The organism is Pseudomonas sp. GW823-FHT03E05, assembly GCF_058796855.1.
On the sequence record NZ_JBXAJB010000001.1, the window covers coordinates 961695 to 984576 of the forward strand.

The 22882-nt window shown below is 64.3% G+C and carries 21 protein-coding genes; 15 read left to right on the top strand and 6 right to left on the bottom strand.

All coding sequences use genetic code 11. The features are described 5' to 3' along the window. Positions 1-283: 283 nt before the first annotated feature. The 8 genes from AC1RCO_RS04360 to AC1RCO_RS04395 all read left to right on the top strand — a co-directional run bounded on the left by AC1RCO_RS04360 (position 284) and on the right by AC1RCO_RS04395 (position 6620). Positions 284-1333: a WD40/YVTN/BNR-like repeat-containing protein gene (locus AC1RCO_RS04360; protein WP_011061562.1), complete on the top strand. Its 1050-nt coding sequence runs from the start codon at positions 284-286 to the stop codon at positions 1331-1333. 32 nt (positions 1334-1365) lie between these two features. Beyond that, a complete protein-coding gene (locus tag AC1RCO_RS04365) occupies positions 1366-3741 on the top strand; it encodes an efflux RND transporter permease subunit (protein ID WP_011061561.1) in 2376 nt (791 codons plus the stop codon). Positions 3742-3955: 214 nt separating this feature from the next. Next, positions 3956-4249 (top strand): DUF5629 family protein, encoded by a 294-nt coding sequence (locus AC1RCO_RS04370; RefSeq protein ID WP_011061560.1) that lies wholly within the window; start codon positions 3956-3958, stop codon positions 4247-4249. Continuing rightward, positions 4236-5414 carry a lactonase family protein gene (locus AC1RCO_RS04375; RefSeq protein WP_019094608.1) on the top strand — a complete coding sequence of 393 codons (1179 nt, stop codon included), beginning with the start codon at positions 4236-4238 and terminating at the stop codon, positions 5412-5414. Before AC1RCO_RS04370 ends, AC1RCO_RS04375 begins: the two co-directional genes overlap by 14 nt. 155 nt (positions 5415-5569) lie before the next feature. Then, positions 5570-5749: a hypothetical protein gene (locus AC1RCO_RS04380; protein WP_015635803.1), complete on the top strand. Its 180-nt coding sequence runs from the start codon at positions 5570-5572 to the stop codon at positions 5747-5749. A 199-nt stretch (positions 5750-5948) separates the two neighbouring features. Further along, positions 5949-6071, top strand: coding sequence for a hypothetical protein (locus AC1RCO_RS04385; protein WP_492617610.1), 123 nt, complete (start codon positions 5949-5951; stop codon positions 6069-6071). A 112-nt stretch (positions 6072-6183) separates the two neighbouring features. Then, on the top strand, positions 6184-6363 hold the full coding sequence (locus AC1RCO_RS04390) for a hypothetical protein (RefSeq protein ID WP_041118455.1): 180 nt from the start codon (positions 6184-6186) through the stop codon (positions 6361-6363). After that, positions 6360-6620 carry a hypothetical protein gene (locus tag AC1RCO_RS04395; protein WP_041118453.1) on the top strand — a complete coding sequence of 87 codons (261 nt, stop codon included), beginning with the start codon at positions 6360-6362 and terminating at the stop codon, positions 6618-6620. The genes AC1RCO_RS04390 and AC1RCO_RS04395 overlap by 4 nt, the downstream gene beginning before the upstream one ends. A 60-nt stretch (positions 6621-6680) precedes the next feature. Here AC1RCO_RS04395 and AC1RCO_RS04400 read toward each other — a convergent pair whose 3' ends face one another. After that, entirely contained in the window at positions 6681-9779 is a 3099-nt protein-coding gene (locus AC1RCO_RS04400; RefSeq protein WP_015635799.1) for a multidrug efflux RND transporter permease subunit, read from the bottom strand. 9 nt (positions 9780-9788) lie between these two features. After that, positions 9789-10943 (bottom strand): efflux RND transporter periplasmic adaptor subunit, encoded by a 1155-nt coding sequence (locus AC1RCO_RS04405; protein ID WP_011061553.1) that lies wholly within the window; start codon positions 10941-10943, stop codon positions 9789-9791. A gap of 202 nt (positions 10944-11145) precedes the next feature. On the opposite strand from AC1RCO_RS04405, the gene AC1RCO_RS04410 reads away from it, so the two are divergent. The 5 genes from AC1RCO_RS04410 (at position 11146) to nudC (ending at position 16073) form a co-directional block, all read left to right on the top strand. Next, positions 11146-11847, top strand: coding sequence for a response regulator (locus tag AC1RCO_RS04410; RefSeq protein WP_011061552.1), 702 nt, complete (start codon positions 11146-11148; stop codon positions 11845-11847). 4 nt (positions 11848-11851) lie between these two features. After that, complete coding sequence (locus tag AC1RCO_RS04415; RefSeq protein WP_011061551.1) at positions 11852-13156, top strand: ATP-binding protein; 1305 nt, start codon at positions 11852-11854, stop codon at positions 13154-13156. 276 nt (positions 13157-13432) lie between these two features. Then, entirely contained in the window at positions 13433-14209 is a 777-nt protein-coding gene (locus tag AC1RCO_RS04420; protein WP_015635798.1) for a class I SAM-dependent methyltransferase, read from the top strand. A gap of 214 nt (positions 14210-14423) precedes the next feature. Then, positions 14424-15236 (top strand): crotonase/enoyl-CoA hydratase family protein, encoded by an 813-nt coding sequence (locus AC1RCO_RS04425; RefSeq protein ID WP_015635797.1) that lies wholly within the window; start codon positions 14424-14426, stop codon positions 15234-15236. Between the two features lie 6 nt (positions 15237-15242). Continuing rightward, positions 15243-16073, top strand: coding sequence for an NAD(+) diphosphatase (gene nudC, locus AC1RCO_RS04430; RefSeq protein WP_011061549.1), 831 nt, complete (start codon positions 15243-15245; stop codon positions 16071-16073). Here nudC and AC1RCO_RS04435 read toward each other — a convergent pair. Together AC1RCO_RS04435 and AC1RCO_RS04440 are read right to left on the bottom strand one after the other, a co-directional pair. After that, complete coding sequence (locus AC1RCO_RS04435; RefSeq protein WP_011061548.1) at positions 16041-16820, bottom strand: TSUP family transporter; 780 nt, start codon at positions 16818-16820, stop codon at positions 16041-16043. The genes nudC and AC1RCO_RS04435 overlap by 33 nt on opposite strands. Before the next feature lie 288 nt (positions 16821-17108). Then, positions 17109-18344, bottom strand: coding sequence for an acyl-CoA dehydrogenase family protein (locus tag AC1RCO_RS04440; RefSeq protein WP_220222730.1), 1236 nt, complete (start codon positions 18342-18344; stop codon positions 17109-17111). A 334-nt stretch (positions 18345-18678) separates the two neighbouring features. On the opposite strand from AC1RCO_RS04440, the gene sfnG reads away from it, so the two are divergent. Then, positions 18679-19773, top strand: coding sequence for a dimethylsulfone monooxygenase SfnG (gene sfnG, locus AC1RCO_RS04445; RefSeq protein WP_011061546.1), 1095 nt, complete (start codon positions 18679-18681; stop codon positions 19771-19773). 313 nt (positions 19774-20086) lie between these two features. Here sfnG and AC1RCO_RS04450 read toward each other — a convergent pair whose 3' ends face one another. Both AC1RCO_RS04450 and AC1RCO_RS04455 read right to left on the bottom strand, forming a co-directional pair. Beyond that, on the bottom strand, positions 20087-20566 hold the full coding sequence (locus AC1RCO_RS04450) for a nuclear transport factor 2 family protein (RefSeq protein ID WP_011061545.1): 480 nt from the start codon (positions 20564-20566) through the stop codon (positions 20087-20089). Between the two features lie 58 nt (positions 20567-20624). After that, positions 20625-21188, bottom strand: coding sequence for a TetR/AcrR family transcriptional regulator (locus AC1RCO_RS04455; RefSeq protein WP_183000336.1), 564 nt, complete (start codon positions 21186-21188; stop codon positions 20625-20627). A gap of 274 nt (positions 21189-21462) precedes the next feature. On the opposite strand from AC1RCO_RS04455, the gene pssA reads away from it, so the two are divergent. Then, entirely contained in the window at positions 21463-22806 is a 1344-nt protein-coding gene (gene pssA, locus AC1RCO_RS04460) for a CDP-diacylglycerol--serine O-phosphatidyltransferase (protein WP_011061543.1), read from the top strand. Positions 22807-22882: the final 76 nt, after the last annotated feature.

Genomic DNA, 22882 nt, shown 5'->3' on the forward strand with positions numbered 1-22882 from the left:
TGGATCAGGCTTTGTCCCACTGTCGCGCAGACGCGGCCTAGACACATCCATCAGTCTTGCGAATGGCCGATCATGCAGGGTTTCGGCAGGGGCTGATGGTTAACAAAAGATAACGTGGCGTCGATTGTCAGACCTTTCCAAAGCCCGATAGGATAGCCCGCAGCCGAAGGGGCTCTAGATTGCAGTTTCCAGGACGATCGTCATGATCGCCCAGGCCTGCGCAGCCCCCTCAAGGCGCCCTGAGAGGTTGAATGACCTGACAATAATAATGGGGGAATGGTCTATGAGTGAGCCTGTCATGGGTGTGGTTGTTGGCCGCCCGCCGGCGCTGCGCACGTTCGCACTGTTGGCTACAGCGCTCTCGCTGTTGGGCGTCGTGACGCTGTCGACGCCAGTCCTGGCCGCTGCCACTGCAGCGGATTCTGTCTATTCCATCGAATCGCCCAAGGCGGCGAAAAGCCTGATGCTCGATGTGGTCCACGCCGGCAAGCGCCTGGTGGCGGTGGGCGATCGCGGGCACATTCTCTATTCCGACGACCAGGGCCAGACCTGGGTCCAGGCCAAGGTGCCGACCCGGCAACTGCTGACGGCGGTGTACTTCGTCGATGACAAGCGCGGCTGGGCGGTGGGCCACGATGCCCAGGTCCTGGCCAGCAGCGACGGCGGTGCCACCTGGACCCGGCAGTTCCAGGACCTCAAGCGCGAGGCACCCTTGCTCGATGTATGGTTCAAGGACACCCAGACCGGCTACGCCGTGGGCGCCTACGGGGCCCTGCTGGAAACCAGCGATGGCGGCCAGCATTGGGAGGACGTCAGCGACCGCCTCGACAACGAGGACCAGTTCCACCTCAACGCCATTGCCCAGGTCAAGGATTCCGGGCTGTTCATTGTCGGCGAGCAGGGCAGCATGTTCCGCTCCGCCGATGACGGGCAGACCTGGGAGCGCCTCGAAGGCCCTTATGAAGGCTCGTTGTTCGGCGTGATCGGCACCGGCCAGCCGGCCACTCTGCTGGTCTATGGCCTGCGCGGCAATCTCTACCGCTCCACGGATTTCGGCAGCACCTGGGAACAGGTGGAGTTGAACGCCGCCCGTGGCGCCCTGGAGTTCGGCCTGTCGGGGGCGACCCTGCTGGACGATGGCTCGCTGGTGATCGTCGGCAACGGCGGCAGCGTGATCCGCAGCACCGACCACGGCCAGACCTTCAGCGTATTCAACCGTGCGGACCGCATCTCGCTGTCGGCGGTCACCGCTGCCGGCAACGGCGACCTGATCCTGGCCGGGCAGGGCGGTGTACGGGTTTCTGCAGCAACGGGCGCTGAACTCGGCCAATAAGCCGGGCACATAATAAGAAGGTGGGGAATTCCATGAGCAGTCATCACCAGGACAAGGCGAACTTTCTTGAGCGCCTGATTTTCAATAACCGCCCGGCAGTGATCTTCATCTGCTTGCTGGTCAGCGCTTTCCTGTTCTGGCAGGCGACCCTGATCCGGCCGTCCACCAGCTTCGAGAAGATGATCCCGCTCAAGCACCCGTTCATCGAGCGGATGATGGAGCACCGCAACGACCTGGCGAACCTGGGCAACACCGTGCGCATCTCGGTGGAGGCCCGCGACGGCGACATCTTCACCAAGGACTACATGGAAACCCTGCGGCAGATCAACGACGAGGTGTTCTACATCTCCGGCGTCGATCGCTCCGGGCTCAAGTCGCTGTGGAGCCCCAGCGTGCGCTGGACCGAAGTGACCGAAGAGGGCTTCGCCGGCGGCGAGGTGATTCCCCAGAGCTACAACGGTTCGGCCGACAGCCTCGAACAGTTGCGCAACAACGTGCTCAAGTCCGGCCAGGTCGGGCGCCTGGTGGCCAACGACTTCAAGTCCAGCATCGTCGATATCCCGCTGTTGGAGTCCTACCCGGACCCGCAGGACCAGGGCAAGCTGCTGGCCCTGGACTACCAGAAATTCTCCCACCAGCTGGAAGAGAAGATCCGCGACAAGTTCGAGGCGCAGAACCCCAATGTGAAGATCCACATCGTCGGCTTCGCCAAGAAGGTCGGCGACCTGATCGACGGCCTGATCATGGTGGTGATGTTCTTCGGCGTGGCCTTCATCATCACCCTGGTGCTGCTGTACTGGTTCACCTGGTGCATCCGCAGCACCATCGCGGTATTGATCACCACCCTGGTGGCGGTGGTCTGGCAACTGGGCCTGATGCACGCCTTCGGCTTCGGCCTGGACCCGTATTCGATGCTGGTGCCGTTCCTGATCTTCGCCATCGGCATTTCCCACGGAGTGCAGAAGATCAACGGCATCGCCTTGCAGTCCAGTGATGCCGACAATGCCCTGACCGCGGCGCGGCGCACCTTCCGCCAGCTGTTCCTGCCGGGGATGATCGCGATCCTCGCCGACGCCGTGGGCTTCATCACCTTGCTGATCATCGATATCGGGGTGATCCGCGAGCTGGCCATCGGTGCCTCCATCGGTGTGGCGGTGATCGTGTTCACCAACCTGATTCTGCTGCCGGTGGCGATTTCCTACGTCGGCATCAGCAAGCGCGCCATCGAGCGCAGCAAGAAGGACGCTTCCCGCGAGCATCCGTTCTGGCGCCTGCTGTCCAATTTCGCCAGCCCCAAAGTCGCGCCGATTTCCATCGCCCTGGCCCTGGTGGCCTTTGCCGGCGGCCTCTGGTACAGCCAGAACCTGAAGATCGGCGACCTCGACCAGGGCGCCCCGGAGCTGCGTCCCGATTCGCGCTACAACAAGGACAACAACTTCATCATCAGCAACTACTCCACCAGTTCCGACGTGCTGGTGGTGATGGTCAAGACCGCGGCCGAAGGCTGCTCGCGCTATGAGGCCATGGCGCCGATCGACGAGTTGATGTGGAAGATGCAGAACACCGAGGGCGTGCAGTCGGCGATTTCCCTGGTGACCGTCTCCAAGCAGATGATCAAGGGCATGAACGAGGGCAACCTGAAGTGGGAAACCCTGTCGCGCAACCCTGACGTGCTGAACAACTCCATTGCCCGGGCCGACGGTCTGTACAACAACAACTGCTCCCTGGCGCCGGTGCTGGTGTTCCTCAACGACCACAAGGCCGCGACCCTGGACCGTGCGGTACATGCGGTGCAGGAGTTCGCCACGCAGCACAACAAGGACGGCCTGGAGTTCATTCTCGCTGCCGGCAACGCCGGGATCGAGGCCGCGACCAACGAGGTGATCAAGGAGTCCGAGCTGACCATCCTGATCCTGGTCTACATCTGCGTGGCCGGCATGTGCATGATCACCTTCCGCTCCTGGGCGGCGACCCTGTGCATCGTCCTGCCACTGGTGCTGACGTCGGTGCTGGGCAACGCGCTGATGGCCTTCATGGGCATCGGGGTCAAGGTGGCGACCCTGCCGGTGGTGGCGCTGGGGGTGGGCATCGGCGTGGACTACGGCATCTATATCTACAGCCGCCTGGAGAGCTTCCTGCGGGCCGGCCTGCCGCTGCAGGAGGCCTACTACCAGACCCTGCGCTCCACCGGCAAGGCCGTGCTGTTCACCGGCCTGTGCCTGGCCATCGGCGTGTGCACCTGGATCTTCTCGGCCATCAAGTTCCAGGCCGACATGGGCCTGATGCTGACCTTCATGCTGCTGTGGAACATGTTCGGTGCCCTGTGGCTGCTGCCGGCCCTGGCGCGGTTCCTGATCAAGCCGGAGAAGCTGGCGGGGCAGAAGGGCAACTCGCTGTTCGCCCACTGATCCCGTTGCATGAGTACTCAGCCGCACCCTCGGGTGCGGCTTTTTCATGCCCGGTGTTCCGAGGGGAAAGCGGGTGGTGCTGAAGAACCGGGCGGCCCTGGCGGAGCCTGTCGGAGGGTGTCCTTGGGACAGTCGCCTGCGCGGCGCAATGCTGGCCCAACCCGGCAGCGCCAATCAGCTATCATTGCGCCTTTCCATCTGATGACTGATCGCTATGACCGCTGCTACCGACACCTTGATCTGCGCCCTTGAAGCCTGCGACATGCTGGAAATCGACGGCCTGCACGCTTTCGATTTCACCCTCGACGAGCAGCGCCTGCTGATCGAGTGCATGGACGGCCGCGCGGCCAAGCGCTGGAGCTTTACCCTGGCCCAGGTCCAGGCCGCGACCTTCGACCAGGACTTGCAGAGCTGGACCCTGGCAGGCGACTCCGGTGAGCACCGCCTGGTGTGCATGAGCGCGTTCAGTGCCCGCGACGAAGAGGAAGGTGAACATGAAGATGCGTAATTTCTGGCCCCTGCTGATGGCCGGCAGTGTCGGTGCCATGGCGGTCCAGGCCGCGCCGGCCACCGAAACCCATGAGCTGCTGGTGGGGTCCTATACCCAGGGCCAGAGCCAGGGTCTGTACCGCCTGCAATTCAATGAGCGCACCGGGCAGATCGACCCCAAGCCGCTGCAGGTGGTGAAGAGCTCCAACCCGTCCTGGCTGACCTTGTCCAAGGACCTCAAGTTCGTCTTCGCGGTGAATGAGAACAGCCCGGGGCAGGCCGACCCCATCGGTCGTGTCAGCAGCTACAGCCTTGCGCCGAAAACCCATCAACTGAGCCTGATCAACCAGGTGCAGAGCCAGGGTAACGAGCCCACCCATTCCAGCCTGAGTGCCGACGGCAACTACCTGTTCGTCAGCAACTATTCGGTGGATGTGGATCCGGGCGGCAGCCTGGCGGTGGTGCCGGTCAGCGATGACGGTCATCTGTCGCCGGTGGTGCAGCTCACCAGTCATCCGGCCAGCCGGGTCGACCCCGAGCGCCAACAATCGGCCCACGTGCATTCGTCGGTGCCGTCCCCGGACGGCAAGTTCCTGTTCGCCAACGACCTGGGTGCGGACAAGATCTTCGTCTATCGCTATGACCCCAAGGCCAATGCGGAACACCCGCTGAGCCCGGCCGACCCGGCCTTCGTCCAGCTGCCGCCGGGCAGCGGCCCGCGGCACCTGCTGTTCAGCGCCGATGGCAAGCATGCCTACCTGACCATGGAAATGAGCGCTCAACTGGCGGTGTTCGACTACCAGGACGGCAAGCTGACTCAGCGTCAGATGCTCGACCTGGCGGCCAACGGCTCCAAGGAGAAAAAGGCCGCCGCGGCCTTGCATGCTTCCAAGGACGGCCAGTACCTGTATGTCAGCAACCGGGGCACCGCCAACCAGTTGCTGGTGTTTGCCATCGACCCGGCCAATGGCCAGCTCAAGGAAATCCAGCGGCGTTCGGTGGAAGGCGATCACCCACGGGAGTTCAGCCTCGACCCGAGCAACCGCTATGTGCTGATCGGCAACCAGAAAAGCAACGAGATCGTGGTGATCGAGCGCGACGCCAAGACCGGTTTCCTGGGCAAGACCGTGCAGAAACTGCCGTTCGATTCCCCCAGCGATATCAAATTCCTGGTGCGTCAATAGACCGCAGGCCCCGGCATCCGGGGCCTGACTCCTTCTATTAACGACGCTGATAATGGCTACTGCCGCAAAGAATTTTTTCCCGCCAACCCTCGGGAGTAAGTTTGCTTCACGGCCCACACGGGCAAGCAAGCCAACTGAATACGAGGGTTACCGCCATGAACTTCAATCTCTTCTCCGTGATCGCAGCCTCCGCCATTTCCGCCACCGTGGCACTGCCTGCCAGCGCCAGCGTGGAAATCAGCCAGAAGAAATCCAGCACCAACACCTACACCCAGAAGTACCTGCAACAAAGCGCCAACTTCTACGCCGCCCTGGATCACAAAGCCCAGCAATGAGCGCTCCGGATCACCCCGCAAGCAGCAAACCCAAGGTATGCAGGAGCGACGTCACTGAAGCAGTGATGTCGCTCCTGCATCACCTGTTTGCGACTTATTCTTCCCGCCAGGCAAATTTTGCTTGGTAGTGTCATATAGCCATGTGTTTAAATTTGACGCTGAATTATTGACTCTTTCCCGAGCAAGGATCGATAGCATGGTGATGCGTCTGACCGTGGTTCTGCTGTTGCTCTACTCCACTCCCATCCTGTCCTCTGCCCAGCCTGTCGAAGGCGAGCCGGAGACTTCCCGCGAGCGTCTGACCAGACTGTTGCAGGACTGAGACGCGAGTTTAAAGCATCAAGAAAATTGATGATGGCTATGGATATAAACGTCTTTTTACTGGCGTTTGATTGATAGATCCTCTGGGCACGAAAACGCCTCAGGAGATCACCATGGCCCGTTCGATCCTCAGTTCCGCCAAGCACGGCGCCTACCTGGCGCTGGGGCTTTATCTGCTTCTGATGCTCTGGGCCAGCCTGGCTGCGGGCCTGCCGAGCGCTGCGTTGATTGATTCCGGCGCGGCAAGCGGCCAGGGCCCGGTACTCCATGCCGAAGCGGGGAGACGGCCATGAAAGGGCGCCGTCTGATGATCACCGCCTTCCTCGCGTTCTTCACCAATGGCACCAGCCTGCTGGGGCTGGGCCAGGGCTCGGCCGGAGCATTGGCGCGGGCCATCGAATGCAATCACCAGATCGCCCATCACAGCCAGGCGGCCAAGGCTCCGGCGCTGCTGGCGGGCAATCCACCGGGCAAATCCGCTGCGGCCTTTCCCGGGCCTTTCGCCCTGGATTGCCCACAGGCACGGGTATGCCCGGCCATGGCGGCCTGAGACGAGAAGAGGCGGGCAAGAGAAGAAGGGGCCCCGGAACCGGGGCCCCATGCAGCGATGTCAGTCCTTGGACGAACCGCGTTTCACCAGTTTCATCACCACCACGAAGAACACCGGCACGAAGATCACTGCCAGGGTCGCGGTGATCATGCCGCCGATCACCCCGGTACCGATCGCCTGCTGGCTGGCGGAGCTGGCGCCGGTGGCGATGGCCAGGGGCACCACGCCGAGGATGAACGCCAGCGAGGTCATGACGATGGGGCGCAGGCGCAGGCGTGCAGCCTGCACCGTGGCATCGATCAGGTCGTGGCCTTCGTCGTACAGGCTCTTGGCGAACTCGATGATCAGGATCGCGTTCTTCGCCGACAGGCCGATGATGGTGATCAGGCCGACCTTGAAGAACACGTCGTTGGGCATGCCGCGCAGGCTCACCGCCAGCACTGCGCCCAGTACCCCCAGGGGCACCACCAGCAGCACCGAAGTGGGAATCGACCAGCTCTCGTAGAGCGCCGCCAGGCACAGGAACACGATCAGCAGCGACAGGCCCAGCAGCATCGGCGCCTGGCTGCCGGACAGCCGTTCCTGGAGTGACAGGCCGGTCCATTCCAGGCCCAGCCCGGTGGGCAACTGCGCCACCAGCCGTTCGATTTCCTGCATGGCTTCACCGGTACTGTGGCCAGGGGCCGGCTCGCCGGAGACGGCAATGGCCGGGTAGCCGTTGTAGCGGGTCAGTTGCGCCGGGCCCAGGCTCCAGCTGGCGCGGACGAAGGCCGACAGCGGCACCATCTTGCCGGCGCTGTTGCGCACGTTCAGGCGCAGCAAGTCTTCGACCTGGCTGCGCTGGTCGCCTTCGGCCTGGATCACCACCCGCTGCATCCGCCCCTGGTTGGGGAAGTCGTTGACGTAGGACGACCCCAGGGCGGTGGACAGCAGGCTGCCGATATCGGCAAAGGACACGCCCAGGGCGTTGGCCTGCTTGCGGTCGACCTCCAGTTGCACCTGCGGCGCTTCGGCCAGGGCACTTTCCCGGACGTTGGCCAGGATCGGGCTCTTTTCCGTGGCCTTGAGCAGCTCGTCCCGGGCCTGCATCAGGGCCGCGTGGCCGACGCCGCCACGGTCCTGCAGGCGGAACTCGAAGCCGCTGGAGGTGCCCAGGCCATCGATCGGCGGCGGCAGCACGGCGTACACCACGGCATCCTTGATCGCGCCGAGGGCGGCGTTGGCGCGGTCGGCGATGGACATCGCCGAATCCTCGCTGCCCCGTTGCGACCAGTCCTTGAGCGTGGTGAAGGCCAGCGCGGCGTTCTGCCCGTTACCCGAGAAGCTGAAGCCGAGAATGATGGTGCTGTCGCCGACTCCCGGTTCGCTGGCGTTGTGCGCTTCGATCTGCTCCACCACCTTGATCGTGCGGTTCTGGCTGGCACCAGGTGGCAGCTGGATGTCGGTGATGGTGTAGCCCTGGTCCTCCACTGGCAGGAAGGAGGAGGGCAGGCGGCTGAACAGCAGCGCCATGATCGCCAGCAGCGCCAGGTAGATCAGCAGGTAGCGGCCGGTACGCTTGAGGGCATAGGTCACGCCGCCCTGATAGCTGTCGCTCAGGCGTTCGAAGCGCCGGTTGAACCAGCCGAAGAACCCCGTGCGTTCATGGTGTTCGCCCGCCGCGATGGGCTTGAGCAGGGTGGCGCACAGGGCCGGGGTCAGGGTCAGGGCGAGGAACGCCGAGAACAGGATCGAGGTGGCCATGGACAGCGAGAACTGCTGGTAGATCACCCCCACCGAGCCGGGCATGAAGGCCATGGGGATGAACACCGCCACCAGCACCAGGGTGATGCCGATGATGGCCCCGGTGATCTGCTGCATCGCCTTGCGCGTGGCTTCCTTGGGCGACAGGCCTTCGGAGGCCATGATCCGCTCGACGTTCTCCACCACCACGATGGCATCGTCCACCAGGATGCCGATGGCCAGCACCATGCCGAACATGGTCAGCACGTTGATCGAGAACCCCAGGGCCAGCATGGTGGCGAAGGTGCCCATCAGGGCCACGGGCACCACCAGGGTAGGGATCAGGGTGTAGCGGATGTTCTGCAGGAACAGGAACATCACCAGGAACACCAGCACCATGGCTTCGGCCAGGGTGTAGAGCACCTTGGTGATCGAGACCTTGACGAAGGGCGAGGTGTCGTAGGGGATCTTGTATTCCACGCCGGCCGGGAAATAGCGCGACAGCTCGTCCATCTTGGCGCGGATCAAGGTCGCGGTATTCAACGCGTTGGCCCCGGGGGACAACTGCACGCCCACCGCGGTGGACGGCTTGCCGTTCAGGCGGGTGCCGTACTGGTATTCCTGGCTACCGACTTCCACCCGAGCCACATCGCCGATGCGTACCGTGGAGCCGTCGGGGTTGGCCCGCAGGACGATATCGGCAAACTCTTCAGGGCTGGAAAGCTGGCCCTTGACCAGGATGGTCGCGGTGATTTCTTGGCTGGCGGGGTTGGGCAGGTCGCCGATGCTGCCGGCCGGAACCTGGGCGTTCTGCGCCGCCACCGCGGCGTTGACGTCGGCCGGGGTCAGGTTGAAACCGATCAGTTTCTGCGGGTCGAGCCAGATCCGCATGGCCCGCTCGGCACCGTACAACTGGGCCTTGCCGACGCCATCGAGGCGGCGGATCTCGTTCATCACGTTGCGCGCCAGGTAGTCGCTGAGGGCGACATCGTTCAGGCGGCCGTCACTGGAGGTCAGGGTGATCAGCAAGAGGAAGCCGGCGGAGACTTTCTCCACCTGCAGGCCCTGCTGGGTCACCGCCTGGGGCAGGCGCGGTTCCACTGCCTTGAGACGGTTCTGCACGTCCACCTGGGCCAGTTCCGGGTTGGTACCCGGCTGGAAGGTGGCGGTGATGGTGGCGCTGCCGAGGCTGCTCTGGGACGAGAAGTACAGCAGGTGGTCGGCACCGTTGAGCTCCTGCTCGATCAGGCTGACCACCGATTCGTCTAGGGTCTGCGCCGAGGCGCCCGGGTAGGCGGCGTAGATCTCGATCTGCGGCGGGGCCACGGTGGGGTATTGCGCCACCGGCAGTTGGGGGATCGCCAGGGCGCCGGCCAACAGGATGAAGAAGGCGACCACCCAGGCGAATACCGGGCGGTCAATAAAGAATTGCGGCATGTGTACTACCTACTGGCCAGGGTTCTGGACGTGCGCAAGGGGGCTGGCGTCGATTTCCACCGGCTCGCCGGGGCGGGCGTGTTGCAGGCCTTCGACAATCACCCGGTCACCGGGCTTGAGGCCCTCGGTGACGATCCAGCGATCGTTCTGCACTCCACCCAGTTGCACCGGGTGCTGCACCACGTTGTTTTGCGCATCCACCAGCAGCACCTGGGCGATGCCGGCGCTGTCGCGCTGGATGGCCCGCTGCGGCACGCTGATGCCTTGCTGGTTGACCGCCTGTTCCAGGCGCACGCGCACGAAACTGCCGGGCAGCAGGTCGAGGTCCGGGTTGGGGAACTCGCTGCGCAGGATGATCTGCCCGGTACTCGGGTCAACGCTGATATCGGCGAACAACAGCTTGCCCGGCAACGGGTAGAGGCTGCCGTCGTCCTGGATCAGGGTCGCCTTGGCCTGGTCCTTGCCCACCTGCTGCAACTGGCCGGCGCGGAAGGCCCGGCGCAGGTCGTTGAGTTCACGGGTGGACTGGGTCAGGTCGGCGTGGATCGGGTCCAGTTGCTGGATCAGCGCCAGCGGCGTGGTCTCGTTCTGGCCCACCAGGGCGCCTTCGGTGACCAGGGCGCGGCCGACCCGGCCGGAAATCGGCGCGGTGACGGTGGCATAGCCGAGGTTGAGCTTGGCCCGCTGCACCGCGGCCTGGTTGGCGGCGACGTCGGCGCTGGCCTGGCGTGCCGCAGCCCGGGCATTGTCGTATTCCTGGCCGCTGATGGCCTGGTCGGCGACCAGCTTGGAATAGCGCTGCTCCTGCAACTGCGCCTGGAAGGCGGTGGCCTCGGCCTTGCGCAGGCTGGCCTGGGCGCTGTCCAGGTCAGCCTTGAACGGGGCCGGGTCGATGCGGAACAAGACCTCGCCCTGCTTGACGTCGGAGCCTTCGCGGAAGGTCCGTTGCAGCACCACCCCGGCCACCCGGGCGCGGACTTCGGCGATCCGTGGCGCGGCGATGCGCCCGCTCAGTTCGCTGGTGATGGACAGGGCCTGGCTCTGTACGGTTTCGATTCGTACCTTGGCCGGTGGCGGCGTCTGCTCGCCTTCGGTCTTGCCACACGCGCTCAGCGCCGCTGCCAGAACGACCAGGCAGAATGGCGCAAAGAGTTTATTCGACATGCTGATACCCCAATAATGACCTCGGCATGCTAAGGGCATGGGTCAAGGCCCGCTGTGAAGCTGTGTAGGTGCTGTGTGAAAAAGTGTGAAGCCTGCGCACCGGTGCGGCCAGGGTTGTATATCCTTGGCGCCTTGCTGGTTTTGCCCGGTGCCTTATAAAGAACGCCGGTATTCTGTATTTCTTCAATAAAGATCGCTCTCCATGCCCAATATTCTTCTTGTCGAAGACGACACCGCGCTGTCCGAACTGATCGCCAGCTACCTGGAACGCAATGGCTATCAGGTCAGCGTGATCAGCCGTGGTGACCAGGTGCGGGAGCGGGCCAAGGCCAGCCCCCCGGACCTGGTGATCCTCGACCTGATGCTGCCGGGCCTGGATGGCCTGCAAGTCTGCCGCCTGTTGCGCGCCGACTCGGCGACCCTGCCGATCCTGATGCTGACCGCGCGGGATGATAGCCATGATCAGGTGCTGGGTCTGGAAATGGGCGCCGACGACTATGTGACAAAACCTTGCGAACCGCGAGTGCTACTGGCCCGGGTCCGTACCCTGTTGCGCCGCAGCAGCCTCAGCGAGCCGCAGAGCGCCAGCGACCAGATCCTCATGGGCAACCTGTGCATCGACCTGTCGGAGCGCACCGTGACCTGGCGCGAGCAGTTGGTGGAGCTGTCCAGCGGCGAGTACAACCTGCTGGTGGTGCTGGCCCGGCATGCCGGTGAAGTGCTGAGCCGCGACCAGATCCTGCAGCGCCTGCGGGGCATCGAGTTCAACGGCACCGATCGTTCGGTGGACGTGGCGATCTCCAAGCTGCGGCGCAAGTTCGACGATCACGCCGGCGAGGCGCGCAAGATCAAGACCGTGTGGGGCAAGGGTTACCTGTTCAGTCGTTCCGAGTGGGAATGCTGATTCCATGCTGCGCATCCTGGTCCGTCTGTACCTGATCACCATCATTGCCTTCAGCGCCGCGATCTACCTGATCCCGGACCTGGTGATCAAGGTTTTCCACGAGCGTTTCCTGGACTACAACCTGGACCAGTCCCGGGGCCTGCAGAGCCTGATCGTCAAGCAGTTCCGCGCCTTGCCGGCGCAGCAGTGGCCGACCCTGGTCAAGGAGATGGACGAGGAGTTCCACCCGCTGCAGGTGGCCCTGGTGCGCATCGACGACCCGGATTTCAGCGATTACGAGCGCGAGCGCCTGCAACGCGGCGAGAAAGTGGTGCGCCTGGGCGATTGGGGCTGGCGCACCCTGGCGGTGTCGCCGCTGGATGAACAACTGGCGGTGAAGCTGGTGGTGCCGCCGGACCCGCTGGACGTCAACCTGCTGTACTGGAGCATCAATGTCCTGATCGTCGCCGTGCTGCTGGCCTGCCTGCTGCTCTGGGTGCGCCCGCACTGGCGTGACCTGGAGCGCCTCAAGCGCACCGCCGAACGCTTCGGCAAGGGCCATCTGGGCGAGCGCACCCAGCTGCCCGCCAGTTCCAACATCGGCAGCCTGGCCAATGTCTTCGACACCATGGCCGGGGATATCGAAAAACTCCTGAACCAGCAGCGTGACCTGCTCAACGCGGTGTCCCACGAACTGCGCACGCCCCTGACCCGGCTGGATTTCGGCCTGGCCCTGGCGCTCTCCGACGATTTGCCGGCGGCCAGCCGCGAGCGCCTGCAAGGGCTGGTGGCGCACATTCGCGAACTGGATGAACTGGTCCTGGAGCTGCTGTCCTACAGCCGCCTGCAGAACCCGGCGTGCCTGCCGGAGCAGATCGAGGTGTCCCTGGACGAGTTCATCGACAGCATCCTGGGCAGTGTCGACGATGAGCTGGAGTCGGATATCGTCATCGACGTCCTGCTGCACGGTGCCCTGGAACGTTTCACCCTGGACCCGCGGCTGACCGCCCGGGCCTTGCAGAACCTGCTGCGCAATGCCACCCGTTATTGCGAGAAACGCATCCAGGTGGGGGTGCTGGTCAGCGACGACGGCTGCGAGATCTGGGTCGACGATGACGGCATCGGCATTCCCGACGACGAGCGCGAGCGGGTGTTCGAGCCGTTCTACCGCCTGGACCGCAGCCGCGACCGCGCCACCGGCGGCTTCGGTCTGGGCCTGGCCATCAGCCGCCGGGCCCTGGAAGCCCAGGACGGCACCCTGACCGTGGAAGCCTCGCCCCTGGGCGGCGCGCGTTTTCGCCTGAGCCTGCCGCCCCCGCCCAGGGCCTGAATCCGTAGGAGCCGGCTTGGCGGTGAAAGGGCCGCAGAGCCCAGCGCTTGTCTCAAGGCCGCCTACCAGGCGGTGCGGCGCGGATTCGTTGGAGGAGCCGGCTTGGCGGCGAAGAGGCCCCTGAGCCGAGCGCCCCTGCGGATAACGCCTTCGCTGGCAAGCCAGCTCCTACAGCCTGCTCCTGCAACGGGGGTGCAACTGACAGGAGTTTCATGCTGTCTGTTGTCGGGCACGGTTTATCCTGTTCGTACTCACCCGCAATGAGGAGGTTCATCCATGAACGATCAGGCGATTCATCATGCTGCGGCCGACGGCTACCAACAGGCCGCCGATACCTATGTGCGGGGCCGGCCGGACTATCCGCCAGCCCTTGAGCCCTGGCTGCGGGAGACGCTGGGCCTCGGGCCGGGCAGGGTGGTGGTGGACCTGGGCGCCGGCACCGGCAAGTTCACCGGCCGCTTGCTGGCCACGGGGGCCCAGGTGATCGCGGTGGAGCCGGTCGAGCAAATGCGCGCCAGGCTGGCGGCGGCCCAGCCCGAGGCCCAGGTACTGGAGGGCAGCGCCGAGGCGCTGCCGCTCAAGGATGCCTCGGTGGATGTGCTGGTCTGTGCCCAGGCCTTTCACTGGTTTGCCCACCGCGCGGCACTGGAGGAAATCCATCGCGTGCTCAAGCCCGGCGGCAAGCTGGCCCTGGTGTGGAACCTGCGGGATGCCCGGGTGCCCTGGGTGGCGCGCCTGGACGCCATCGTCAATGCCTTGCAGGCCGATACCCCGCGCTATTACACCGGTGCCTGGCGCCAGGCCTTTCCCCACCCGGGTTTCGGGCCTCTGCAGGAACAGCATTTCACCCAGGGCCACAGCGGCACGCCGGAGGACGTGATCTTCAACCGTGTGCGCTCCACCAGCTTCATCGCCGCCTTGCCCCAGGCCGAACGCGAGGCCGTGGACCGGCAGATCGCCGCCCTGATCGACAGCGAGCCGCAGCTGCGGGGCAAGGCCCAGGTCACCGTGCCTTACACGACCGCCGCCTTCTATTGCACCCGGCAAGGCTGAGCTCATCACCCCCACATCGCCCCCATGTAGGCGCTGGCTTGCCAGCGAAGGCGTTATCCGGACGGGGCCCGGCTCAGGGGCCTCTTCGCCGGCAAGCCGGCGCCTGCAGGGGCGGTGGCCAGTCCCGCTTTTGGCCGATGCGCTGCCTTACGGCCCGCCGCCGGCCCTTGCTATAGTTCGGCCCTCATTTTCTGCCCAGTAAAGGATCACTGCCATGTCCGAATACCAAGCCTTTCGCGTCGAACTCGCTGACAACATCGCCCATGTGCAGATCAACCGCCCGGAAAAGATCAACGCCATGAACGCCGCGTTCTGGAGCGAGATCGTCGAGATCTTCCGCTGGATCGACGACACCGACGCAGTGCGCGTGGTGGTGCTCAGCGGTGCCGGCAAGCATTTCTCTTCGGGCATCGACCTGATGATGCTGGCCGGGGTGGCCAACGAACTGGGCAAGGATGTGGGCCGCAACGCGCGCCTGCTGCGGCGCAAGATCTTCCAGCTGCAAGCCTCGTTCAACGCCGTGGACAACTGCCGCAAGCCGGTGCTGGCGGCGATCCAGGGCTATTGCCTGGGGGGCGCCATCGACCTGATCAGCGCCTGCGACATGCGTTACGCCGCGGACGATGCGCAATTCTCGATCAAGGAAATCGATATCGGCATGGCTGCGGATGTCGGCACACTGCAACGTTTGCCACGTATCATCGGCGACGGCATCCTGCGCGAGCTGGCCTACACTGGGCGCACCTTCGGTGCCGAGGAAGCACGCAGCATTGGCCTGGTCAACCGGACCTACAGCGATGCCGCAAGCCTGCTGGACGGGGTCATGGGAATTGCCCGGGAGATCGCCGCCAAGTCGCCGATCGCGGTCAGCGGCACCAAGGAAATGCTCAGCTACATGCGTGACCACCGTATTGATGACGGCCTGGAATATGTCGCCACCTGGAACGCTGCCATGTTGCAGTCCAACGACTTGCGCGTGGCCATCGCCGCCCACATGAGCAAACAGAAACCCGAATTTCTGGATTGATTGACGATGATTGAACGCTGGACCACCGCAGTACTCGACACCGACCTTCCCGGCGGCTGGGCCGTGGCCCGCGGCCCGGACGGCTTTCTCTACGACGACAACGGCGCGCTGTTCCCCCGGCACTGGCTCAAGGGCCAGGACCTGCCGCTGCTGGCGGAACACGGCATCGGCCATCTCGATGGCGAGCCGGTGTACCTGCTGGAACTGAGCGCCCGCGCCGAAGTGCCGGGCTGCGGCTGGAAAGGCCTGCGGGCCTTCATGCTGGAGGGCGATCACACCCTGTACAAGGTCCTGGGCTATGCCGCGCAGATCGGCACCTGGGCCCGGGAGCACCGGTACTGCGGCAGTTGCGGGCGGCCCATGGCCCAGGTGCCGGGGGAGCGGGCGATGTATTGCCAGCCTTGCGACCTGCGCAGCTACCCGCGCATTTCACCGAGCATGATCGTGCTGATCACCCGCGGTGACGAAATCCTCCTGGCTCGTTCGCCGCGCTTCGTCACCGGGGTCTACAGCACCCTGGCAGGCTTTGCCGAGCCGGGCGAGTCGGCGGAGGACTGTCTGATTCGCGAGGTGCGCGAAGAGGTGAGCATTGAAGTCAGGAACATCCAGTACGTGGGCAGCCAATGCTGGCCGTTCCCCCATTCGATGATGCTGGGCTTTCACGCCGAATACGCCGGCGGCGAGATCATTCCCCAGGAAGACGAGATCGAGGACGCCCAGTGGTTCAGCGTCCATGCGCTACCGCCGTTGCCGGCCTCGCGCTCGATTGCCCGCTACCTGATCGATCTCTATGTGGCGCGCCGCCTAGGCCACGCTGAACCAGTGCTGCCAGGCTAGGCGCACGGTCAGCCCAAGGACCACGGTGATGAACACCGGGCGAATGAACTTGGCACCACCGCTGATGGCGGTGCGTGCGCCGAAGAAGGCCCCGACCATCACCGACAGGCCCATGCACAGGCCGATGATCCAGTCCACCTGCCCGGAAAACACGAACACCGACAGCGCCGCGATGTTGCTGACGAAGTTCATGCTGCGGGCCACGCCGCTGGCCTTGACCAGGTCGATGGGGTAGAGCAGCAGGCTGCTCACGGTCCAGAAGGCCCCGGTGCCGGGGCCGGCCACGCCGTCATAGAAGCCCAGGCTGAAGCCCTGGCTCGATTGCCACTTCTTCTTGATCGGTGCGTCGCTGTCCAGTGGCGCCTTGGGCGTGCCGCCGAACAGCAGGTACAGGCCGCAGGCGAAGACGATCACCGGCAGCATCTTGTTCAGCCATTCCGCCGGCAGGTAGTGAGCGACGATGGCCCCGGTCAGGGCGCCCACCAGGGTGCCGACAATGGCGTGGGTCCATTGCCTGGGGTGGAACAGCTTGCGCCGATAGAAGGTGAAGCTGGCGGTGGCCGAGCCGAAGGTCGAGCTGAGTTTGTTGGTGCCCAGCACCAGATGCGGCGGCAGGCCGGCGGTGAGCAGGGCCGGGGTGGTGAGCAGGCCGCCGCCGCCGGCAATGGCGTCGATGAAACCGGCGATGAAGGCCACGAGGGCGAGAATGGCGAGGGTGGTCAGGTCTACGCTGAGTTCGAAGGGCATGGGGTCGGCTTATTTCGGCGAGAAGCGCAAAGGGGGCTGCGCGAAAGTCCGCCATATTACCTGCAACCCAGCCCGCCGCGCGACCGCCTCGACCTTGGTCGGATGCCTCTCCCTGAACCGAGCGCCCGCCTGGATGACGCCTTCGCTGGCAAGCCAGCTCCTACGGGGCGGTGCGCCGAGATTTCGCTGCAGGAGCCGGCTTGGCGGCGAAGAGGCCGCTGGGCCGAGCGCTCGCCTGGATGACGCCTTCGCTGGCAAGCCAGCTCCTACGGGGGGCGGTGCCTGAGGTCAGCGCTGGGGGCCGTTGCCAATCTGCCAGACAAAGGGTGGCTCGCTGCCGTTGATCTTCCAGTCGCCGACGATCCGCGCCTTGTAGATCACCGGGTTGTGCGAAGACACGGTGCGCGCATTGCGCCAGTGCCGGTCCAGGGCCTTGCCCTGGCGAATGTCCGAAGCCCCCAGGGCATTGAACAGCTCGCTGGTGGCGCGCTGGACCAGTTCGGTGACCACCACCTGGGCCGTGGCCGATTCGATTTCCGCCGCCACATTGGCCGCGCGCTCCTGGGCCGGATCCCCGGCAAAGCGCGCCAGGTAGGCCTGTTGCGCAGGGGCTGCAGCACGCAGGGCGGCGGCTTCGGCGGCATACACCAGGGCCGCGATCTCGCCCACCACCTGCTGCACCTGGGCATCGGCGCTGGCCTGGGGCGCGTTGCCGTGGCTATAGATGCGCTTGCGCACCCGCACTTCGTGGGCCACATCACGTAGCGCCGCGCGGCCGATGCCGGCCAGGGTCGCCAGCAGCACCAGCTGGTAGAAAGCAGTCTGGTATTTGAAGCGGGTTGCGAAGTCGATGATGTTCTCGGCGTCCACTTCAGCGTCCTGGAAGCGCGAGGTGCCGCTGCCGGTGGTGCGCTGGCCGAAGCCGTCCCAATCGTCGCTCTGCTCGATGCCCGGCTGGCGGGTGCGCACCGCGGCAATCACGTCGCCGCCGGTGTCCGTGCGCTGGGCATAGACATCAATCCAGTCAGAGAAAATGCTCCCGGTGCTGTAGAACTTTTCGCCGTTGAGGCGCCATTTTTCGCCATCCGGAGAGACTTTGGTGATGACCTGGCCGATGTCCACGGCGCCGATTTCGGTCCAGGCGCAGCCGACGATATCGCCTTCGACAAAGCGCTTGAACCACAGGTCCCGGCCCGGTCCGGTCGTGGCATTGAGCCGATCCTCGACAAAGGCAAAGTGCCCGCGCAGGGCCTGGGGCACGTTGGCGTCGGCCTCGGCCAGCTCGATCAGCAGCTGGAACAGCTGGGGCAGGGAAGCGCCGCCACCGCCATATTCCAGCGGCACCCGTACCGCGCCGAATCCGGATTCCTTGAGCCACTGGATGGGCTCGTAGGGCAGTTTGCGTTGCTGTTCCCGTTCCACCGCGCCACTGGCGATGCGCTGGAAGATCGGGCGAAAGCCTGCGGCCAGGGTCTCGTAGTCGACCCCCACGGACAGCGGATTGATTACCTGGTGTTCAGTCATGGTGTAGCTCCTGGGTTCGGCAGAAAAAAGCGCTGCAGGGTCCAGGCCGATTGCACACACCATGCCGAAGCCGCAAACGCCGGTTTGCCGGGGCAAGGGCTCCGGCAGAGCGCCTGCAACTGTTGCTCCGCCAACAGTTCATCAACAAAACAGCCCGTTTCCAGGGTTGGCCGGCCCCGCGCCGCCGCAGGCAGCGAGCCTCAGCCATTGCCCGGGAGAGGGCGTGCTTGAGGCTCCACACGGCGTCTGGCGGCCTACGCGCCGAGGGCTTCCAGGCCCTGGCACGCTTGCTGCTCTGCTCCGGGGTACTTTCCCAAGTCCCGAGGACCGAACCATGAGTCAGCAAGCCGTGAAATTTGCCTACTGGGTGCCCAACGTCAGCGGTGGGCTGGTGGTCAGCAAGATCGAGCAACGCACCCATTGGGGCATCGACTACAACCGCAAGCTGGCGCAGATCGCCGAGCAGGCCGGCTTCGAATACGCCCTGACGCAGATCCGCTTCACCGCCGGCTATGGCGCCGAGTACCAGCACGAGTCGGTGGCTTTCAGCCACGCACTGCTGGCGGCCACCGACAAGCTCAAGGTGATTGCGGCGATCCTGCCCGGGCCCTGGCAGCCGGCCCTGGCGGCCAAGCAACTGGCGACCATCGACCAACTGACCAATGGCCGTATTGCGGTGAACATCGTCAGCGGTTGGTTCAAGGGTGAGTTCCAGGCCATTGGCGAGCATTGGCTGGAGCACGACGAGCGCTATCGCCGGTCCGAGGAATTCATTCGCTGCCTGCGCGGGGTCTGGAGCCAGGATGCCTTCACCTTCAGGGGCGATTTCTATCGCTTCGACCACTACAGCCTCAAGCCCAAGCCCCTGGGCCAGCCGGAGATCTTCCAGGGCGGCAGCTCGCGGGCTGCCCGGGACATGGCGGCCCGGGTTTCGGACTGGTACTTCACCAACGGCAACAGTGTCGAGGGGATCAAGGCCCAGGTTGACGACATCCGCGCCAAGGCCGCGGCCAACCAGCACTCGGTGAAGATCGGAGTGAACGCCTTCGTGATCGCCCGGGACACCGAAGAGGAGGCGCGGGCGGTGTTGCAGCAAATCATCGATCAGGCCGACCCGGAGGCGGTGAATGCCTTCGGTGACGCCGCCCGGCAGGCCGGCAAGGCGTCCCCCGAAGGCGAGGGCAACTGGGCCAAGTCGAGTTTCGAGGACCTGGTGCAGTACAACGACGGGTTCAAGACCAACCTGATCGGCACGCCACAGCAGATTGCCCAGCGCATCGTGGAGTTGAAGGCGGTGGGTGTGGACCTGGTACTGGCCGGGTTCCTGCATTTCCAGGAAGAGGTGGAGTATTTCGGCCAGCGCGTGCTGCCCCTGGTACGCGAGCTGGAGGCCCGGGCGCGGTCCAAGGAACAGGAAGCCGCCGCCTGAACCGCCCCTTGCCGGCGAATGGGTCTCGGAGCCTTGTGCCGGGCTAGAGGGCGCTTTCGCTGGCAAGCCAGCTCCTACGGGGGGCAGAGGAGGTGTGTTTTTTCGTAGGAGCCGGCTTGCCGGCGAATGGGCCTCGCAGCCTTGTGCCGGGCTAGGGGGCGCTTTCGCTGGCAAGCCAGCTCCTACGGGGGCAGAGGAGGTGTGTTTTTTCGTAGGAGCCGGCTTGCCGGCGAACGGGCCTCGGAGCCTTGTGCCGGGCTTGAGGGCGCTTTCGCTGGCAAGCCAGCTCCTACAAGGGCAGAGGCGGTGGTGATTACAGGCCCAGTTCGCTCAGGCCCGGGTGATCGTCGGGCCGGCGGCCCAGGGGCCAGTGGAACTTGCGCTCCTGGGCCTTGATCGGCATGTCGTTGATGCAGGCAAAGCGCCGGGCCATCAAACCCTGTTCGTCAAACTCCCAGTTTTCGTTGCCGTAGGAACGGAACCAGTTGCCCGAGTCGTCGTGCCATTCGTAGGCGTAGCGCACGGCAATACGGTTGTCGGTAAAGGCCCACAGTTCCTTGATCAGGCGGTAATCCAGTTCCTTGGCCCATTTGCGGGTCAGGAACGCCTTGGCCTCTTCGCGGTTGTGGGCGAACTCGGCGCGGTTGCGCCATTGGGTATCCAGGGTATAGGCCAGGGATACCCGCTCCGGGTCCCGGGAGTTCCAGCCATCTTCGGCCAGGCGGATCTTTTCAATCGCCGACTCGCGAGTGAAAGGCGGAAGGGGCGGGCGCACTTGAGCGTTAGACGACATGATCTGTCTCCAATGAAAGTTGCTGTTCAAACAAAGAGGCTGCTCTTGTTTAAAACAATCAGAGGTCCAATAACTTTTGCGCCATGCATTGCGCATTATCAGCAGCACTGTGATTGCCCATCACAAGGGCAACGGTAATGGCGCCATCGATCAGGATCAGCAGTTGCGCTGCCAGTTCCTCAGGATGTTGCACGCCATGTTCCTGGCAAAGCTCGGTCACGTAGTCGAGCAGGTTCTGCTTGTGCCGTTTTGCTACTTGGCGCACCGGGTCTTGCGGGTCGCCGGTTTCGCCACTGGTGTTGATAAAGGCGCAGCCGCGAAAACCGGGGGTTGCGAACCAGTCCTTGAGCACGTCGAACAGCGCCAGCAGGCGCAGGGCCGGGGTCGCGGCCTGGTTCACCGCGCTGCAGAACCAGTGCATCCAGCGCTGATCGCGACGCTCCAGGGCGGCCACCACCAGCTCGTCCTTGTTGGTGAAATAGCGGTAGACGCTCTTGCGCGAGACGCCGGCGGTCTTCACCAGAAGATCCATGCCGGTGGCGGCAATGCCGTTCTGGTAGATCAGTTTCTCGGTGACATCGAGGATGATGTCTCGGGTTTCAGAGTGCATGATTTCGTTCATGTGGCGAACAGTAGAACGATCGTTCTCCTTGGTCAATTATATTTTTTGTTTTTCTTCGAAACTGGCCATTACCCTTTGTAGGAGCTGGCTTGCCAGCGAAGGTGTCATTGCGCCTTGCGCAGGGCTGGGGGCCCATTCGCCGGCAAGCCGGCTCCTGCGCACAGCGGGCGGTTGCTTTGCTGAGGGAGGGCGTTATACATGCCAGGCAGGGGACTCCGGCCGGTCCATGGTGTAAGCTCTTGCGCTCTTTGGATTTGAGCCACTGCGAGCCCTAATGCCGTCGCTTTTCAAACGTTCCCTGCTGCCCAAGCTGCGCAGCTTCCCACTGGCCGCCGAGGCTTTCACCACGCTGACCGGCGCTGCGCAGTTTCGTCGCACGCTGCTGGAGCAGATTGCCCAGGCACGCCGGCGCATCTACATCGTCGCGCTGTACCTGCAACAGGATGAAGCCGGCCAGGAAATCCTCGATGCCCTGCACGCCGCCAAGGCCGCCCGCCCCGAGCTGGAAGTGGTGGTCGTGGTTGACTGGTTGCGGGCCCAGCGCGGCCTGATCGGTGCCGGCAAGCAGCCGGGCAACTCGGCCTGGTACCAGCAAATGACCCGCACTCACGCCAGCGAGGTGCCGATCTACGGCGTGCCGGTTCAGACCCGCGAGCTGTTCGGGGTGCTGCACCTCAAGGGTTTCATCATCGACGACTGCGTGCTCTACAGCGGCGCCAGCCTGAACAACGTGTACCTGCACAAGTTCGACAAGTACCGCTTCGACCGTTACCACCTGCTGCACAACCAGGCCCTGGCCGACTCCATGCACCACCTGGTGCAGCACGGCCTGGTGGAGTCGCGGGCAGTGCACCGCCTGGACCTGCCGAACCTGCCCACCACCCGCAGCCTGCGCAACGACATCGGCGATCTGCGCAGCCGCCTCAAGCACGCCACCTACGACACCACTGCCGGTGGCCTGGACAAGAGCGGGCTGTCGGTCAGCCCGTTGCTCGGGGTGGGCAAGGGCAACCCGTTGAACCGGGTGATCTGCGAGCTGATTGCCGGCGCCCAGCGCCAGCTGACCATCTGCACCCCGTATTTCAACCTGCCACTGCCGGTGACCCGGGAGATCAACCGGGCCCTGGAGCGCGGAGTGAAGATCGACATCATCGTCGGCGACAAGACCGCCAACGACTTCTATATCCCGCCCAGCGAGCCGTTCAAGGTGATCGCCGCGCTGCCTTATCTGTATGAAATCAGCCTGCGGCGTTTTGCCAAGCGGCATCAGAAAGTGATCGACAACGGCCAGTTGAACCTGCACCTGTGGCGTGACGGTGACAACACCTACCACCTCAAGGGCATGTGGGTCGATGAGCGCTATACCTTGCTCACCGGCAACAACCTCAACCCGCGGGCCTTCCGCCTGGACCTGGAAAACGCCCTGTTGCTGGACGACCCCAAGGGCGAGCTGCTGCAGGCGCGCAACGCCGAACAGGCCGAGATCTATCGCCATACCCGCCGCATCGAGCACTTTCAGTACCTGGACAGCCTGGTGGACTATCCCGAGGCCGTGGGCAAGTTCCTGCGCCGGGTCAGCCGCGTGCGCATCGAGCGCTTGCTCTACCGCATGCTTTAACCCATAGCCGCCGCCGAGGTCCACAGGACCTTCAGCAATCTCAAGAGCGGCGTCTGCTTCGCAGCCATTCGCAGCC

Excerpts from the sequence above, each read along its gene's own strand:
- AC1RCO_RS04415 (WP_011061551.1), top strand. The coding sequence starts at position 11,852 with ATGCTGCGCATCCTGGTCCGTCTGTACCTGATCACCATCATTGCCTTC.
- sfnG (WP_011061546.1), top strand. The coding sequence starts at position 18,679 with ATGAGTCAGCAAGCCGTGAAATTTGCCTACTGGGTGCCCAACGTCAGC.
- AC1RCO_RS04365 (WP_011061561.1), top strand. The coding sequence starts at position 1,366 with ATGAGCAGTCATCACCAGGACAAGGCGAACTTTCTTGAGCGCCTGATT.
- AC1RCO_RS04440 (WP_220222730.1), bottom strand. The coding sequence starts at position 18,344 with ATGACTGAACACCAGGTAATCAATCCGCTGTCCGTGGGGGTCGACTAC.
- AC1RCO_RS04410 (WP_011061552.1), top strand. The coding sequence starts at position 11,146 with ATGCCCAATATTCTTCTTGTCGAAGACGACACCGCGCTGTCCGAACTG.
- AC1RCO_RS04390 (WP_041118455.1), top strand. The coding sequence starts at position 6,184 with ATGGCCCGTTCGATCCTCAGTTCCGCCAAGCACGGCGCCTACCTGGCG.
- AC1RCO_RS04360 (WP_011061562.1), top strand. The coding sequence starts at position 284 with ATGAGTGAGCCTGTCATGGGTGTGGTTGTTGGCCGCCCGCCGGCGCTG.
- AC1RCO_RS04455 (WP_183000336.1), bottom strand. The coding sequence starts at position 21,188 with ATGAACGAAATCATGCACTCTGAAACCCGAGACATCATCCTCGATGTC.
- AC1RCO_RS04405 (WP_011061553.1), bottom strand. The coding sequence starts at position 10,943 with ATGTCGAATAAACTCTTTGCGCCATTCTGCCTGGTCGTTCTGGCAGCG.
- pssA (WP_011061543.1), top strand. The coding sequence starts at position 21,463 with ATGCCGTCGCTTTTCAAACGTTCCCTGCTGCCCAAGCTGCGCAGCTTC.
- AC1RCO_RS04375 (WP_019094608.1), top strand. The coding sequence starts at position 4,236 with ATGAAGATGCGTAATTTCTGGCCCCTGCTGATGGCCGGCAGTGTCGGT.
- AC1RCO_RS04425 (WP_015635797.1), top strand. The coding sequence starts at position 14,424 with ATGTCCGAATACCAAGCCTTTCGCGTCGAACTCGCTGACAACATCGCC.
- AC1RCO_RS04420 (WP_015635798.1), top strand. The coding sequence starts at position 13,433 with ATGAACGATCAGGCGATTCATCATGCTGCGGCCGACGGCTACCAACAG.
- AC1RCO_RS04450 (WP_011061545.1), bottom strand. The coding sequence starts at position 20,566 with ATGTCGTCTAACGCTCAAGTGCGCCCGCCCCTTCCGCCTTTCACTCGC.
- AC1RCO_RS04370 (WP_011061560.1), top strand. The coding sequence starts at position 3,956 with ATGACCGCTGCTACCGACACCTTGATCTGCGCCCTTGAAGCCTGCGAC.
- AC1RCO_RS04435 (WP_011061548.1), bottom strand. The coding sequence starts at position 16,820 with ATGCCCTTCGAACTCAGCGTAGACCTGACCACCCTCGCCATTCTCGCC.
- AC1RCO_RS04380 (WP_015635803.1), top strand. The coding sequence starts at position 5,570 with ATGAACTTCAATCTCTTCTCCGTGATCGCAGCCTCCGCCATTTCCGCC.
- AC1RCO_RS04395 (WP_041118453.1), top strand. The coding sequence starts at position 6,360 with ATGAAAGGGCGCCGTCTGATGATCACCGCCTTCCTCGCGTTCTTCACC.
- nudC (WP_011061549.1), top strand. The coding sequence starts at position 15,243 with ATGATTGAACGCTGGACCACCGCAGTACTCGACACCGACCTTCCCGGC.
- AC1RCO_RS04400 (WP_015635799.1), bottom strand. The coding sequence starts at position 9,779 with ATGCCGCAATTCTTTATTGACCGCCCGGTATTCGCCTGGGTGGTCGCC.